Raw genomic sequence first — 14,651 nt, 5'->3', positions numbered from 1 at the left:
AAGGACATATCATGGTCACTCTGCACACCAATCACGGCGACATCACCCTCACCCTGAACGCTGAAAAAGCCCCGGAAACCGTGGCCAACTTCCTGCAATACTGCCGTGATGGTCACTACGACAACACTATCTTCCACCGCGTCATCGACGGCTTCATGATCCAGGGCGGCGGCTATGCCCCTGGCTTTGAAGAGAAAGACACCCGCGCCCCCATCAAGAACGAAGCGGCCAACGGCCTGTCCAACAAGGTCGGCACCATCGCCATGGCCCGCACCATGGAGCCGCACTCTGCCAGCGCCCAGTTCTTCATCAACGTGAACAACAACGACTTCCTCGACTTCAAATCCGCCACCACCCAGGGCTTCGGCTACTGCGTGTTCGGTGAAGTGACCGCCGGCATGGACGTGGTCAACAAGATCAAGGGCGTCAAGACCGGCAACTACGGCCGCATCCACCAGGACGTGCCGACCGAAGACGTCGTGATCACCAAGGTGACCCTTGCCGAGTGATCTCTGCCTTCTGCGAGATGAACTGACTGCGGCCCCGGCCGCAGTTTTTCCATCTGCGAAGGCCGGCCCCATCGACTGGCGCCGTCTCGACTACCTGGCCCACGGCAACCCACGCCAACGCTCGGCCTATGCCCTGCTCACGGCCGGGGTGTGGGATGCGCTGACAGCGCAGTGCAGCGACCTGGCGCTGGTGAGCACGGTCGCCATCGGGCTCGACCGACCCGGCAGCGATCTCGATATCGTCTGCCAGCATCCGGAGCCGGCCACGTTTGCCGCGGCGCTGGCAACCCAGGGCTGGCGGGTTGCGCAAAAGGGCGCTGACATCTGGCTCGCCGAGCAGACCGTCACCGGCACCGATGGCCACCCTTGGCCCCTTGAGCTCTACCTCACTCCGGATCCCCTCGAGCGCCTCAACGGCTGGCGCCACCTCAGCCTGATGGCCGCCCTGCTTGAACAGTTCGGCGCGGCGTTTTATCACCAAGTGCTGCGCCTGCGTCTTGATGAAGGGCTCAAAGGGGAAGCGGCCATGTGCCACTTGCTGGGCCTTGCCGGCGACCCGTATGCCGCGCTGCTCACCCTGGAGGGCGGCGAGCTTGCCCCACTGGCGTGGCAGCCGAGGACGACGGCCCCCCACTTCACTTCCAGCTCCAATACCAATACCAGTTCCACTTCCAGCCACCTCAACAGGGCCCAGCGCACTTTCTCATGAGCACCCTCTTTATCAGCGACATTCACCTGTGTGCCCAGCGGCCCGACATGACCGCCGCCCTGGTGCGCTTTCTGGCGCACGACGCCCCCGGCGCCGATGCCCTCTACGTGTTGGGCGATCTGTTTGAATTCTGGATTGGCGACGATGATCCCAATCCCCTCCACGGCGAGGTGGCCGACGCCTTTGCGGCCCTGAGCCAGCAGGGGGTGCCCCTCTACTTCATTCATGGCAACCGCGACTTCTTGCTGGGTCAGGCCTTTGCCAAGCGCGCCGGCATGACCCTGCTGGGGGATCCGTGCGTCATCGAACTCTACGGCGAGCGGGTGGTGCTGAGCCACGGCGATCTGCTCTGCACCCTGGATGAGGGCTACCAGAAGTTTCGCCGCATCACCCAGCTCAAGTGGCTGCGTTGGCTGTTCCTGCGCCTGCCGCTTGCGCGCCGCCAGGCCATCGCCCACAAGATGCGTGGCCAGAGCCAGATGGAAAATGCCCACAAGAGCCAGACCATCATGGACGTGACCCCGGCGGCGGTGGACGAGATGCTGCGCCAGCACGACTGCCGGATGATGATCCACGGCCACACCCACAGACCCGCCATCCACGACTTCCGCCTCGACGGTCATCCGGCGCGGCGCATCGTGCTGGGGGACTGGTTCGAGCAGGGCTCGGTGCTGATCTGCCGCCCCGGCGAGCAGCGCCTCGAGCAGCGCGCGCTGATCTGACCAAGCCGGCTGGCAACAATAAAAAAGGCGGGAAGATCCCGCCTTTTGTTTGCCTGCGATTTACTCTGTTCTTTGCCGGGACAACGGCTACATCACCGTCATCTGCCCCGCGTAGAGGATGAAGTAGCGCAGCAGCAATATCCCCACCAGGCTCAGGCTGCAGATAAGCGCCAACCGGGCCGGTTGATGAGCCTTGGCCGGACTACCCACCAGCCCCAGCAGCTGGGGCAGCAGGATCCCCAGCCCGATGACCCCGAACCAGAACACCTGGGACCAGAAGCCGCCGCCGATGGCCGCCCACATGGCCGCTTCCCGCTGGCCGCCACCAAAGTAGAGGCCGGTGAAGAAGCAGAGCAGCAGGAACAGCTCGATGGCGACGATGGGCCGCTCGAAGCGGTGCACGAAGCTCACCCCCTGGCTGTGGCCATCCTCCCGAAACAGGGTGACCGCCAGCAGTATGGTGGAAGCCACCCCCGAGCTGATGCCGGAGACCAGAAACAGCGCCGGCAGGATCGGGTTGTTGAGCATGGGGTAGGTCTTGAGGGCGGAGAGCAGAAAGCCGGTGTAGGCTCCGAGCAGCACGGCAAGCAGCAACAACAGCGGCGCCAGCAGCCGCTCGATACGGGCGAGCCAGCCGATCACCCCATCCACAAAGGCGAGCTTGTCCACCAGCAGTTGCCGGCGCAGGGCCTCGATCTCGGCTCGAAACACCACCGCCAGCCAGGCGAACAGCACTGCCATGTAGATCTGAAACAGCATGACCCCCATCGACATCACGGAGTCGAACTGGTAATGGAACATCAGCTTCCAGAAGGTCCAGGGACGGGCCAGGTGGAAGATGAGGATAAGCAGCCCCAACACGACACTCATCGGCGCCAGAATGGCGGTCGCCTTGATGATGCCGCTCTCGCTGCCGGCTCCCTGCCGGCGCAGCAGCACCGAGAGGGTGGCCGAGCCTGCCGAAATACCGAGCAGAAACAGATAGATGGCGATGGGGCCATCCCACACCAGCGAGTCGAAGTGAAACGCATCATGCCACATGGTGCTTCCCTCCCGTCAGCCGGTCTGCGTCATACAGATGAGATGGGATCATGACTTCACCTCCCCTTTCGGCACCCGGTACATCTTGGGCGAAGTACCGAGGAACTGCTTGTAGCGATAGGTGGTCTCCTGCACCAGCCGCTGGCTGATAAGGCTGTTGGGATCGTCCAGATTGCCGAACACCAGCGCCTTGGTCGGGCAGGCTTCGACGCAGGCGGGCTGCTTGCCCGCCGCCAGATTGGTCTTGCGGCAGAAGTCGCACTTGTCGGCAACCCGGGTGACCGGGTTGATGAAGCGCACCTGATAGGGGCAGGCAGCCAGGCAATAGCGACAACCGACGCAGAGGTCGGGGTTGATGTCGACGATGCCATCCTCCGCCCGGATGTGGGAGGCGCCGGTCGGACAGACGTGCACGCAGGGGGCGTTGTCGCAGTGCTGGCAGGATTTGCGAAAGAAGCGGTACTCCTGCGCCGGATACTCCCCCACCGGGCCGCTGCGCAGGATCTGCAGGCGGGCCACCCCTGCCGGCACCTGGTTCACCTCGCGGCAGGCGTCCATGCAGGCGGTGCAGCCGATGCAGGCCGTCTCGTCGTGGATCATGCCGTAGCGCACGCCCTTGATGGTCATGCTGTTGGCCAGGGCACGCGGGGCCCCCGTCAGCAGGATCAGGGCGCCGGCGCTCATGCCCACCATGAAGTCGCGGCGGGTCGTGCTCATGAACCCTCCTTGACGGCGCCGCCCAGATCGGCCTCGTGCTGCTTGCGGTGACAGTCGACGCACAGCTTGATGCGCGACTTCTCGGGGATCCCCACCATGGGCTCCTTGGCCGGGTGCAGCTGGTGACAGCTGGTGCAGCTGATCCGGGTGGCGTGCACGTCGTGGGCCCAGAGAGCCTTGCGCAAATCGTCCGGTTCATGGCAACTCATGCAGACGCCGTTTTGCTGGCTCAGCGGGAAGGCGTCATTACCAAAGCGCATCACATCGACCATGCCACCGCGCTGTTTACGGTGATCGGCCGACGCATTGCCGTGGCAGTTGGTGCAGGTGACCTGCTCCCCCGTGTTGGGATTGGTGACCTGACCATGCTTGCCATGCATCCCCTCCTCCCCGTCGTGGCACTTCTCGCACTTGGCGAAACGGGCTGCGGCCTTCTTGGCGGCGGCTTTCTTCTTTTCCGCCTTGGCCTGCCGTTCGGCCAGGGTGGGTTGCGCTGCCTGATCGGCACTGGATGTGGCACTCGGCGCCGCTGGCGTGGCATCCGCTGCCTGCGCGCTGGCCAGAGCCAGCTGACCCGCTCCCAGAGCGAGGGAGGCGAGCAGCAGCCACTTGATGATCTTTTTCATAGGAAACTCCGAAACGGTGGCACCCGCCGGGTGCCGTCTGCCCGCCTGGCAACAAAAAGGAGCTGGTGACAGCTCCTTTGACGGTCATGAACACGAGACCACACCCCGCCAGAAGCGGGGTGGCTGCGTCAACGGGAGGGGCAGCGACGTTACTGCTGGCTTGCGTAGTACTCGGCCAGCGCCTTGAGGTCGGCATCGCTCATGGCGATGATGGCCTTGTTCATCTTCTCGTCGTTGCTGCGCTTGCCGGCCTTGAACTCCTGCAGGGAGGTCAGCAGGTAGCCCTTGGGCTGGCCGGCGAGGATGGAAGCCTCGTCTTCGGCCACCGAGCCGCCTTCGGAGTGGCACTTCTTGCAGCCGGAGTCGTCGTGCAGTTTTTGCCCCGCCTTGGCCAGCGCCGCATCGAACGGCTGCTTCATCGGCTTGTAGGGCAGCTCGGCATAGTGCGCCGCCAACTCGTCGATCTGCTCGTCGCTAAGGCCCTTAACAATGTCGGTCATGTTCCCCTTCTTGCTGGTATCACCGGTGACATGATTAACGGTCTTGGCCGGCCGGCCGTCCAGGTAGGTGCGCATCTGCTCGGCAAGATTTGATTCTGCCAGCCCTGCAATAGTCGGAATATCGTTCTGGGTGCTGATCCCCTGATTTCCATGACATGAGTTACATGTATCCACCAATGAGTCCAGGCTGGCATGTGCGGTGCCAATAGAGCCCAAAAGCAACGACAGTCCCAGTATTTCCAGCTTCACACTGCGTTTCATTTCTTATCCCTCTTCCAGAAAAGGTCTATAAACCCCAGTAAAAACAGACATTTTTATACTCAAGGTTGATTTTCGATCCGTTTTTGAGACTTAGATCAACGCCGTCTAATATATAAACCTTACAATTAAGATGGAAATGATTTATACCGTATTTAGTCCTCTTTTGACCCTTAAGTGGTATCTTTTTGGGAATTTTTTGAGCTGGCTCATATATGGAACAATAAGTCCGATAAAAAAGGATAAAACAATGAAATACTGGAAAGTATTGGTGGCTGCAGCAATGGTGTTCACCCTCTCCTCCTGTGGGGGCGGCGGTGATGGCAACGACAAGACGGATCCACCTCCCCCTCCTCCGGGAACCCCAGATTCGCTGGTGATCTCGGCCTCCACCCCACAACTTGGCGAGAGCGGTCAGCTCTCGGTGCAATTCAAGGTAACCGACAAGCAAGGCAAGGGTTATGAGCTGGGAACCACCCTTCCCTCCTTCACCCTGGCCAAGGTGATCCCCGGCCGCGACGCCAAACGGGAAGACCCTGTCATCTGGAAGAGCTTCATCTACAGCACCAAGAACAACCGGCCCACCGGCGAGAACGGCGGCAAACTGGAAGCCCTTGGCAATGGCCAGTACCGCTACACCTTCTCCTTCAATGCCACCACGGTGCGCGACCCTTATCCGAGCGATTCGCAGGACAACAACGGCTTGATCCGCTGGGATGAGGCAGCGACCCACCGCCTCGGCATCTACTTTGGCGGCAGCAACGGCATTCCGGTCACCGACTACGTGCTGGACTGGGTACCGGCCGGCACGCCGCCGCTGCTGACCCGCGACATCCTGGAGCAGCAGAGCTGCGACAGCTGCCACATGAAGCAGCCAATTCACCACAGCAACCGGGCCGATCCCAAGCTCTGCGTCACCTGCCACAACGAGAGCGTGCCCGGCAGCGGACGGGGCGATCTGACCACCCTGGTGCACAAGCTGCACGGCAACCTGGATGCGACCGCCACCAAGCTGGTGAGCCACTTCCCGCAGGATCCGCGCAACTGCGACACCTGCCACAAGGGCGTCACCCCGACCACCCCGGATGCCAACAACTGGCAGCACGCCCAGGAGAAGCCCTGCGGCGCCTGCCACGCGGACTCCACCACGGCGACCGGCTACGTCAGCCACATCAACGGCAAGATCACCAGCGGTACCCTCTGTACCCAGTGCCACGCCGAGACCCCCGGCAACACCAAGTCCCCCAGCAGCGTGCACATGGGCTACCTCGCCAACGAGGCTGCCGGTCGCGACAAGCTGGTGTTCAAGTTTGACGACGTGCGCTACGCCGCGCCCAACATCGAGGTCGAGCTGACCGTGACCGCCAACGGCACACCGGTCGAGACCATGGACGGGGTGCTCAAGTACATCAAGTACGGCGATCTGGCCAAGGCTCCCTACGTGCTGGTCAACTGGGATCAGGGCAGCGGCTTCGAGCTGGGCTACACCAACCCGCAGACCTTCGTCGCCGGCAACAAGATTGACTTCACCAAGTGCGAAAGCCAGGGCGGCGGCAGCTTCCTGTGCCGCAAAGAGGTGGGTAACGAGGTGACCGGCACCCTGGCGGCCACGGTTGCCGAACTGCAGGTATGCGTGGCCCGCAAGGCGGATCGCAACGGTGCCTTCGCCGCCGGGGATCTGCTCCCCTGCAGCAGCACCGCCAGCGCCCTCTCCTACGTGGCCATCAACCCGGTCAAGGCCTACTTCCGGGTCGAAGGCGGGGTCGACGGCAGCTATGTGCTCAAGGCAGGCGCGGATCTGGCCTCCTGCAACGGCTGTCACAAGGACTTGGCAGTCCATACCGAGGGCAACGCGGGCTCGGCCCACGCCTCCAAGGACTTCGCCCAGTGCACCAGCTGTCACAACGCCACCCGCACCTCCTTCTATGCGGGTGTGCCGGGGGATCTGAAGTACCACGTGCACTCCTTCCACGCCTTCGGCTCCCATCGCAGCGGTGATGCCACCTTCCCGGGCAAGCTGAACAACTGCGAGTCCTGCCACACCAAGGGTCAGTACAACCTGCCCAACCAGCAGAACGAACGACCCTCGCTGGTGGCAACCACGGCGGACAACAAGCAGCCCAAGTTCTTCAGTCCGACCCTGGTGGTTTGCGCCAGTTGCCACCTCAAGTCGCCGCTGGGGCTGGTCAAGCCGGACAGCCCGGTCGCCGGGGATGAGTGGGCCACCCACATGAAGAACAACGGCGCCATCTTTGGTGCAGAGACGATAGAGGCCGCCACCGGAGTTGAACAGTGCGCGTCCTGCCATGCCGTCGGGCAGGAGCAGGGCGTCGACAAGGTTCACAAGGTGTATGACTTCCGTTGAGACCACCAGGCCGGGGGGATGCCTCCCCCCGGCCCTTTGCCGTTGAAGGACACGATATGAAAAGAATCACCCCGCAGTGGCTCCTGGCGGGTTTGCTGGCACTCGGTTGCCTGCCGGTCTGGGCCAAGAGCGATGCCCAGCCGGCGGCCGATGCCGATCCGCGCCTGCAGGTCGAGGCCACCCTCGACCAGAAATTCGACCAGGGCAAATACTCCCCCAAGGGGGCCGATACCTGCCTCAAGTGCCACGATGCCGACTCGCGCAAGCCCGCCACCGGGATCTTCCACAATGTGCATGGCAACCTCGGCAACCAGAACGGGCCGATGGCCGACAAGCAGTGTGAAGCCTGTCACGGCCCCGCCGGCAACCACCCGCGCAATCCCCGCAAGGGGCAGAAGCGGGAACCCATGATCACCTTCGGCCCCGACTCGCCGGTCCCGGTGGAGAAGCAGAACAGCGTCTGCCTCTCCTGCCACACCGATACCCAGCGGATGGGATGGCATGCCAGTGCTCACGCGGTGGAGGATGTCTCCTGCACCAGCTGCCACAGTCTGCACCAGGCCAAGGATCCGGTGATGGACAGCAAGCTGCAGGTGGAAACCTGTACCAGCTGCCACGCCCAGCAAAAGGCCGATCTGCACAAGCGCACCAGCCACCCCATTCTCAATGGCGAGCTGCCCTGCTCCAGTTGCCACAACCCGCACCAGTCGCAGAACGAGGCCAGCCTCAAGCAGCCCAGCCTCAACGAGAGCTGCTACGAGTGCCACGCCGAGAAACGGGGCCCCTTCCTGTGGGAACACGAGCCGGTGACCGAGGATTGCTCCCTCTGCCACAGCCCGCACGGCTCCATCAACCAGGCGCTGCTCAACAAGCGGGTGCCCCAGCTGTGCCAGGAGTGCCACAGCGTGTCCCATGCCAACGTCTCCATCCCCGAGGGGGATCTCAAGGTGCGTGGCGGCAGTTGCCTGAACTGTCATAACCAGATCCACGGGACCAACCATCCCAACGGTCAATCACTGCGGCGCTGAGGAGAGAAGTCATGAAATACTCAACACTTTGGCTCTCCCTGCTGGCGGTCTGCTCGGCCCAGGCGGCCGAGGAGCCGCTGGCAGTCGGGGATTACGCCCTGCAGCAGAGCAAACCGGCCAAGACCGAACGCTGGAGCTGCAAGTCTTGCGAGCGCGATGAGGGCTGGTTTGGCGAGGTAGGGCTGGGTGCCGGCTATGCCAACGACGATGGCGCCACCCGCTTTCGCAACTGGGTTCCCAGCCAGCAGGACAGCGGCATGCTCGGCATCTTCAACGCCGACCTGCAATACCGGGGAGAAGGCTCCCGCTACGGCAGCCTGGCGGTGAAAAACCTCGGCATGGAGCGCTTCAGCCTGGCGACCGAACAGGGCCACTACGACGGTATGCGTGCCCGGCTGGGCTACTCGGAATCCCCCTTCTACTGGAACAGCCACGGCCGCAGCGTCTATCAGCCGGGCGAGAGCCCGCTGACCCTGGGGTCGCTGGCCGAGTTCGACAAGGAGGTGGTGCGCAAGAAGCTAACCGCCGGGCTCGCCTATACTCCGAAGAGCCCGTGGCGCCCCTACGCCGATTTTTCTCATGAGAAAAAAGAGGCCACCCTCGCCTACTACCAGTCGAGCGTGCCCGGCATCGGCAGCGGGCCAGGCCTTTTGCCCAAGCCCGTCGACGGCAGCTCGACCACCCTAGTCAAGAGCGGCGTCAGTTACCTGGGAGAAGGCTGGCTGGTCGATCTCGCCTACAACGGCTCCCTCTACCGTACCGATGACACGGCGCTCTACTATGGCAGCGTCGCCGACCCTTACGCCAACGAGCGCGCCTACGAGCCGGACAACAACTTCCACCAGCTGAGCCTATCCGGCCAGTACAACTGGGACCGGCAGAGCCTGACCGGTCGCGTGATCACCAGCCAGGCCACCTCCAACGGCAGCCTGACCGCGTTTCGCAACGCCCCCATCACCCAGGATGACTTCCACGGCGAGGTCAGCACCCTGCAGGCCGACGCCAAGTGGGTGGGTCGCTTTGGCCGGGATCTCACCCTGCGCGCCGGCGGCGAGTATCGGGACCGCAAGGACAAGTCCGATGAATACGCTGTGGTCGGCAAGCCGCGCGGCAAGAGCGATCGCACCCGCAGCAAGGCGGATCTCGCGGCCGACTACCGGCTCAGCCGCTCGGTCAAGCTCACCACCGGCTATCAGTACAAGGCCGATCAGCGCGAGCAGGCCGACCGGCAGGATACCGACGAACACACCCTGTTCCTCAAGGGGCGCTACCGCCCGGCCGGGGCGCTGCAACTGGGCGGCAAGCTCGCCTGGAGCACCCGCGACGGCTCGGACTGGCGCCACGACAGCGCCGGTGGCAACGGCAGCCCGACCCTGCGCCAGTTCTATCTGGCGGACAGGGACAGGGTCGAACTCAGGGGAGACCTTGGCTATCAGTTCAGCGAGGGGATGGATGCCCGCCTCGAAGGGTGGTGGGCCAAGAATGATTACAAGGAGCCGGACATAGGGCGCAGCGAGGGCAAGGATTATGGTATCGACCTGACCCTCAACCAGCAGTTCGACGACAACCTGAGCGGCCACCTGTTCAGCAACCTGCAGTGGATCACCTCCAGCCAGAACCACGCCTACACAGGCGCGCCAGACTGGGATCCCTACAGCACGGCGGTGCGCGACGAGATCACCACCCTCGGGCTCGGGCTCACCCAGAAGAAGGCGTTTGACCGGGATCTCGAGCTCGGGCTCGATTACAGCTTCGCCTATGGCCGTGGCAAGACCGACGCCAGCAAGGGCTATGACTACCCGGATCTCACCAGCAAGCAGCACCGGCTGGAAGGCTACGCCCTCTATCAGCTGACCAAGCAGCATTCGCTGCGCTGGGATGTGCGCTACGAATACTTCCAGGACGTGGATTACCTCTACACCGGCGAAGAGCGCAACCTCGGCAACCTGAACCAGGACTACAACGGCTACTTCACTGCCGTCTCCTGGCTCTACAAGTTCTAAAGGCACGATTGCGTGCCGGATAAGGGCAGACACTCTGTGTTGCCAGCCCAATAAAGAGGGGAGCCCAGACTCCCCTCTTTCATCATCTCGTCTTGGTTCTCTTGATTGCCTCTTCACTCTGTCGGCCAAGCAGGCTGGCGCATGGCGGCCATCCACCTGTCAGGCTCGGCACGGCATCAGCCGGTATAGGTCGGTTCCAGCGCATAATGCTTGAAGCAGGCCTCCAGCTGGCTGCGCGCCTGCGGTGCCACTTCGATGAACTCCAGCCCGTATACCTCGCCCTCTTCCGCCTGACGGGACCACATCACCCTGGCCTTGATCGCCAGCGGCGTCTGGCTGCGATACAGATCGATGGAGGGCTTGGGGGTGTAGATCTTGAGCTCCACCTCGGCGCGTTTGTCCAGAGCCAGGGGCTGTACCGTGCGCAGCCTTAGGCCGGTGACGCTGAAATCCTCGGTGATCGACTCGTGGAACCCGCCCCCGGCCAGCACCTTCACCATCATGTGCTGGTACATGCGCGGCGCCCGGCGCAGCTCGTGCTCACTGCGATCTGCCCCGCTCTCGGCCTCGAAGCGGAACTGCTCCATGATGTCGCGCAGCTGGCTCGACTCCTGATAGAGGGTGCGGCTGATGATCCCGGTGGTCTGCACCTTCTCGGTGTTCTCCGCGAGCGCATGCAGCAGGTCGTGCAGGTGGGCATTGAGCGAGGAGAGCTTGCCCATCTGCTCGTCGCTGGTGCCGCGGATCTGATCCGCCGCACCGACGCTGCGCTCAATCTCCGTCATCAGGCCGTTGATGGACTGGCTCGCCTCGTGTGCCTTGTCCATGGTCAGGTGAGTGCGAGCGATGACGCTCTTCACCGAGGACTCGTTCTCGCCGATGAGCCGGCTCAGGGTCGTGACGATCTCGTTGATCTCCTTGGTGGCCTGACCGGCATTGTTGGCCAGCTTGCGCACCTCGTCGGCCACCACCGCAAAGCCGCGGCCATACTCCCCGGCCCGGGCCGCCTCGATGGCGGCGTTGAGAGCCAGCAGGTTGGTCTGTTCGGTGATGGCGGTGATGGACTGGGTTATCACCTGAATACGCTGGCTCGCCTCGCTCAGCTGTCGGGTCTTCTGTTCCGCCTGCTGCGCCTCGGTCACGGCGTGGCGCATCTCTTCGATGTTTTCACTCATCACCCGGGTGCTGCGATGGGCGCTCTGATAGGCAAGCTCGGCCTGCTGCCCCACCTGGCTTGCCAGGCCGGAGACCGCCTCGGCCGCGCAGGAGAGATCATTGCTGGCGCGGGTCACTTCCGTCGAGTGGTGCTGCTCCAGCTGGGAAGCGTCGGTGATGGTTCTCGAGATATCGGAGATCTGATAAGAGGACTGGGCCAGCTGCCGGGTCCGCAGGTCTATCTGGCGCATGTGGCGACTGAGCTGCGCCGCCATCAGCCGCATGGCCCCGAGCACGCTGTGATTGTCTGCCGAATGGGTCTGGATGGTAACGGTGAGGTTGCCCGCCGCAATCTCGGCGGCCACCCGCGCGGCATAATCCGGCTCGCCGCCCAGGGTGCGCATCAGGTGACGGTACTGGATGAAATAGGCCAGCACCACGAACAGCAGGGAGACCAGCCCGGCGACCAGCCCCATCAGCAGGGCCAGCTCCTTGGCCTCGTCGCGGCTGGCGACGGCACGGGTGATCCGGCTGTCCAGCTGATGATTGATGCGCTCAAGCCGCTCGTTGATGCTTATCACCATGTGATCAAAGCCACCCTGGCTGCTCATCATCAGGTTGCCCGCCGCCTGACCCTGGCGACTGTAGGTATCCACCATAGCCGCCCCTTTCTCATACAGCCCCTTGACCGTCTCCTGCATCGGCAGCAGTTCGTCGCTCAAGTCCGGCAGGCTGCGCATCAGGGTATCGAGATTCTGCAAGGCGGTATCGCGGAACGTGGCGGCCTCGGCAAGGCCCTCTTCCGTGTTGCCGGTCACCGCCGCATCTGTGATGAACTGCTGGATCTGCACCAGGTCATAGCGCGTCTCCTTGAAGATGAGGTGAGCCTGATTGAAGCGCTCGACCTTCTCCTGTGCGCGCAGCTGGGCCTGGCTGCTCCACAAGGAGACGATGGATGCCACGATCAGCGGTACCGCCACCAGGATCCCCCCCAGGATCATCATCCGTTTGACCGAATGCCTTCCTCGGGGCGCATGCGACACCGCATGTGCCTCGGTATGGTCGAAGGCGGTGTCCTGCAAGAGTCCTTGTGCAGTAGCCATGGCATCACCTCATCCTGGTAGCAGAGCGTCATTGGGCCATCGCAGCAAGGCATTCAGCTGCAAAGAGCCGATCCGTTTTGTCGACTCAAGCAAAACCCAAGCCAGAAAAAATGGCCTGACTTGCCCCCTCTTCCGCCCCCAATGCGGGCAACTTGCCACAAAGCCCGCCCAAGGCGAGCAAAACGCGATGCAAACTGCAATAAAAGCGGTATTTTCTGCCCGAGCCACCCCCTCGGACCATTACGCCTTGCCCTGATCGACCCAACTCCCTTTACCATGCCCGGCTCATGGATGCGGCTTTCCGGCCTGGGGTGAGCCGCCGCCAACGCCCGGCCATATTGATGATCAACACACTATTGGCAGGTACCCAGCTCAGGGGTCAACACCATCAGCCAGCACGTCATGGCGTATTAGGCCTGGTTTTTGTATGGAGGGAATCTGAGTTAAGTAGTCGGCATGCATTACACTCATAAGCAGAGTCTAAACCACACAAAAAGAGTGGATAAAGTTAAATAGGCTCATTGCACAATTTCGACCTGGTTGGGGAGTGCTTATGTTTAACACGAAACTGAAACAAGAGCTGGTTGCAGAGAGAGCAAGAGCCTTGCAGAGCGAGGCGCTGAACCACGCCATGCATGCCCATCTCCCCATGATAGAATTCACTCCCGAGGGCCATATCCTCGATGCCAGCCCGCTGTTTCTGAGCACCGTCGGCTACAGCCTCAAGGAGATCGTGGGGCAGCACCATGCCATCTTCTGTCGAAAAGAGGACTCAGACTCCCCCTCCTACCGGGAATTCTGGAGAAATCTGGCCAATGGCCACAACCAGCACGGCACGTTTCAAAGGGTCGGCAAGCACGGCCAGGAAATCTGGCTGGAAGCAACCTACTTCCCGGTCAGCCAGGATGGCAAGGTCAACAAAGTCGTTAAAATCGCCTCCGATGTAACCTTGCAACATGACTTGCTCATGACGCAGAAAGCGATATTCGAAGCGCTGGATCGCTCCCTTGCGGTCATCGAGTTTGAGCCAAGCGGCGTCATCATCAACGCCAACCGCAATTTTCTCGACACCATGGGCTATCGGCTCGATGAAATAAAAGGTCGTCAGCATCGCATGTTCTGTGATGAGTCGTTTTATCGGGAACACCCCGATTTCTGGCAGGAACTGGCTCAGGGAACCTTCAAATCGGGGCGCTTTCAGCGCTTTGACAAGCAAGGTCATGAAATCTGGCTGGAAGCGACCTACAACGCAGTGCGGGGCAGCCATGGCAAGGTGATCAAGGTCATCAAGTTTGCCTCCAACATCACCTCGCAAATCAAAAAAGATCAGGCCGTGCAAAATGTGGCCAAAGTGGCCAACGAAACCTCCGTCACCACCAAAGCTTCCGCCATCAAGGGTGAGGACATGCTGACCACCGTCGTCTCCACCTCGGACAACATCGTCACCCAGATGGAAAATGCCAGTACGCTGATGAGCAAGCTGCATGCCCAATCTCAAAATATCACCGCCATCGTTTCAACCATCAGCAGCATTGCAGATCAGACCAACCTGCTGGCACTCAACGCCGCTATCGAAGCCGCACGAGCCGGTGAACAAGGCAGAGGCTTTGCCGTCGTGGCTGATGAAGTTCGTCAACTAGCGGCAAGAACCTCTCAATCCACCAACGAGATAGCAAGCGTGGTCAGCCAGAACCAGCAGCTCACCCATCAGGTCAGCGAACAGATCCAGTCCGCAGCTGATGGCGCCATCCATGGACAAAGACAGATCGATGATGTCGCGAAAGTGATGCAAGAGATAAGAAATGGCGCCGAAGAAGTGTCGACCATCATCTCGGAACTCTAGGGAAGGTGCGAATAAGCGGGGAAATTCTTCTCGGCTGACTCAGTCATTTCATTTCTTCATGTTTGAGCCGAT

The 14,651-nt window shown here is 61.8% G+C and carries 12 protein-coding genes and 1 pseudogene; 8 read left to right on the top strand and 5 right to left on the bottom strand.

What is annotated here, in order from left to right:
• Positions 1-11: 11 nt before the first annotated feature.
• The 3 genes from PG881_RS20320 to lpxH are packed head-to-tail and all read left to right on the top strand — an operon-like array spanning position 12 to position 1,940.
• A complete protein-coding gene (locus PG881_RS20320; RefSeq protein WP_005302674.1) occupies positions 12-509 on the top strand; it encodes a peptidylprolyl isomerase in 498 nt (165 codons plus the stop codon).
• On the top strand, positions 499-1,218 hold the full coding sequence (locus PG881_RS20315; RefSeq protein WP_118880892.1) for a DUF4269 domain-containing protein: 720 nt from the start codon (positions 499-501) through the stop codon (positions 1,216-1,218). Before PG881_RS20320 ends, PG881_RS20315 begins: the two co-directional genes overlap by 11 nt.
• Positions 1,215-1,940 (top strand): UDP-2,3-diacylglucosamine diphosphatase, encoded by a 726-nt coding sequence (gene lpxH / locus PG881_RS20310; RefSeq protein WP_118880891.1) that lies wholly within the window; start codon positions 1,215-1,217, stop codon positions 1,938-1,940. The genes PG881_RS20315 and lpxH overlap by 4 nt, the downstream gene beginning before the upstream one ends.
• 87 nt (positions 1,941-2,027) lie before the next feature.
• Here lpxH and netD read toward each other — a convergent pair whose 3' ends face one another.
• The 4 genes from netD to pdsA all read right to left on the bottom strand — a co-directional run bounded on the left by netD (position 2,028) and on the right by pdsA (position 5,085).
• Positions 2,028-2,981, bottom strand: coding sequence for an Nrf-like electron transfer protein NetD (gene netD, locus PG881_RS20305; RefSeq protein ID WP_270802500.1), 954 nt, complete (start codon positions 2,979-2,981; stop codon positions 2,028-2,030).
• A gap of 48 nt (positions 2,982-3,029) precedes the next feature.
• Positions 3,030-3,698: an Nrf-like electron transfer protein NetC gene (gene netC, locus PG881_RS20300; protein ID WP_041216769.1), complete on the bottom strand. Its 669-nt coding sequence runs from the start codon at positions 3,696-3,698 to the stop codon at positions 3,030-3,032.
• Complete coding sequence (gene netB, locus PG881_RS20295) at positions 3,695-4,324, bottom strand: Nrf-like electron transfer protein NetB (RefSeq protein WP_043164749.1); 630 nt, start codon at positions 4,322-4,324, stop codon at positions 3,695-3,697. The genes netC and netB overlap by 4 nt, the downstream gene beginning before the upstream one ends.
• A 149-nt stretch (positions 4,325-4,473) precedes the next feature.
• Positions 4,474-5,085 (bottom strand): periplasmic diheme shuttle PdsA, encoded by a 612-nt coding sequence (gene pdsA / locus PG881_RS20290; protein ID WP_021469996.1) that lies wholly within the window; start codon positions 5,083-5,085, stop codon positions 4,474-4,476.
• Between the two features lie 247 nt (positions 5,086-5,332).
• Between pdsA and PG881_RS20285 the strand changes: the two genes are divergently transcribed.
• Genes PG881_RS20285 through PG881_RS20275 form a run of 3 tightly spaced genes read left to right on the top strand, consistent with a single transcriptional unit; the run spans position 5,333 to position 10,478 of the window.
• A complete protein-coding gene (locus tag PG881_RS20285) occupies positions 5,333-7,447 on the top strand; it encodes an OmcA/MtrC family decaheme c-type cytochrome (RefSeq protein ID WP_041216768.1) in 2,115 nt (704 codons plus the stop codon).
• A 56-nt stretch (positions 7,448-7,503) separates the two neighbouring features.
• Positions 7,504-8,475, top strand: a complete 972-nt coding sequence (locus PG881_RS20280; RefSeq protein ID WP_270802494.1) for a DmsE family decaheme c-type cytochrome — start codon at positions 7,504-7,506, stop codon at positions 8,473-8,475.
• 11 nt (positions 8,476-8,486) lie between these two features.
• Positions 8,487-10,478, top strand: coding sequence for an MtrB/PioB family decaheme-associated outer membrane protein (locus tag PG881_RS20275; RefSeq protein ID WP_270802492.1), 1,992 nt, complete (start codon positions 8,487-8,489; stop codon positions 10,476-10,478).
• A gap of 176 nt (positions 10,479-10,654) precedes the next feature.
• Here the strand turns inward: PG881_RS20275 and PG881_RS20270 are convergent, their stop codons facing one another.
• Positions 10,655-12,736 carry a methyl-accepting chemotaxis protein gene (locus tag PG881_RS20270; protein WP_270802490.1) on the bottom strand — a complete coding sequence of 694 codons (2,082 nt, stop codon included), beginning with the start codon at positions 12,734-12,736 and terminating at the stop codon, positions 10,655-10,657.
• A gap of 553 nt (positions 12,737-13,289) precedes the next feature.
• Between PG881_RS20270 and PG881_RS24055 the strand changes: the two are divergent.
• Positions 13,290-14,054: pseudogene (locus tag PG881_RS24055) on the top strand (PAS domain-containing protein); the annotation flags it as partial.
• Positions 14,055-14,141: 87 nt separating this feature from the next.
• Positions 14,142-14,579, top strand: coding sequence for a methyl-accepting chemotaxis protein (locus tag PG881_RS24050; RefSeq protein WP_260094749.1), 438 nt, complete (start codon positions 14,142-14,144; stop codon positions 14,577-14,579).
• Positions 14,580-14,651: the final 72 nt, after the last annotated feature.

This window comes from Aeromonas sp. QDB54 (genome assembly GCF_027707385.1).
In the GTDB taxonomy this organism is placed as follows: Bacteria; Pseudomonadota; Gammaproteobacteria; order Enterobacterales; family Aeromonadaceae; genus Aeromonas; species Aeromonas hydrophila.
Note: the sequence above shows the minus strand (reverse complement) of the source record. Positions and strands in the feature narration are given on the sequence as shown.

Coding starts and splice junctions, on each gene's coding strand:
- PG881_RS20285 (WP_041216768.1), top strand. CDS start 5,333: ATGAAATACTGGAAAGTATTGGTGGCTGCAGCAATGGTGTTCACCCTC.
- netD (WP_270802500.1), bottom strand. CDS start 2,981: ATGTGGCATGATGCGTTTCACTTCGACTCGCTGGTGTGGGATGGCCCC.
- PG881_RS20320 (WP_005302674.1), top strand. CDS start 12: ATGGTCACTCTGCACACCAATCACGGCGACATCACCCTCACCCTGAAC.
- PG881_RS20280 (WP_270802494.1), top strand. CDS start 7,504: ATGAAAAGAATCACCCCGCAGTGGCTCCTGGCGGGTTTGCTGGCACTC.
- PG881_RS24050 (WP_260094749.1), top strand. CDS start 14,142: ATGCTGACCACCGTCGTCTCCACCTCGGACAACATCGTCACCCAGATG.
- pdsA (WP_021469996.1), bottom strand. CDS start 5,085: ATGAAACGCAGTGTGAAGCTGGAAATACTGGGACTGTCGTTGCTTTTG.
- PG881_RS20270 (WP_270802490.1), bottom strand. CDS start 12,736: ATGGCTACTGCACAAGGACTCTTGCAGGACACCGCCTTCGACCATACC.
- PG881_RS20275 (WP_270802492.1), top strand. CDS start 8,487: ATGAAATACTCAACACTTTGGCTCTCCCTGCTGGCGGTCTGCTCGGCC.
- netB (WP_043164749.1), bottom strand. CDS start 4,324: ATGAAAAAGATCATCAAGTGGCTGCTGCTCGCCTCCCTCGCTCTGGGA.
- netC (WP_041216769.1), bottom strand. CDS start 3,698: ATGAGCACGACCCGCCGCGACTTCATGGTGGGCATGAGCGCCGGCGCC.
- lpxH (WP_118880891.1), top strand. CDS start 1,215: ATGAGCACCCTCTTTATCAGCGACATTCACCTGTGTGCCCAGCGGCCC.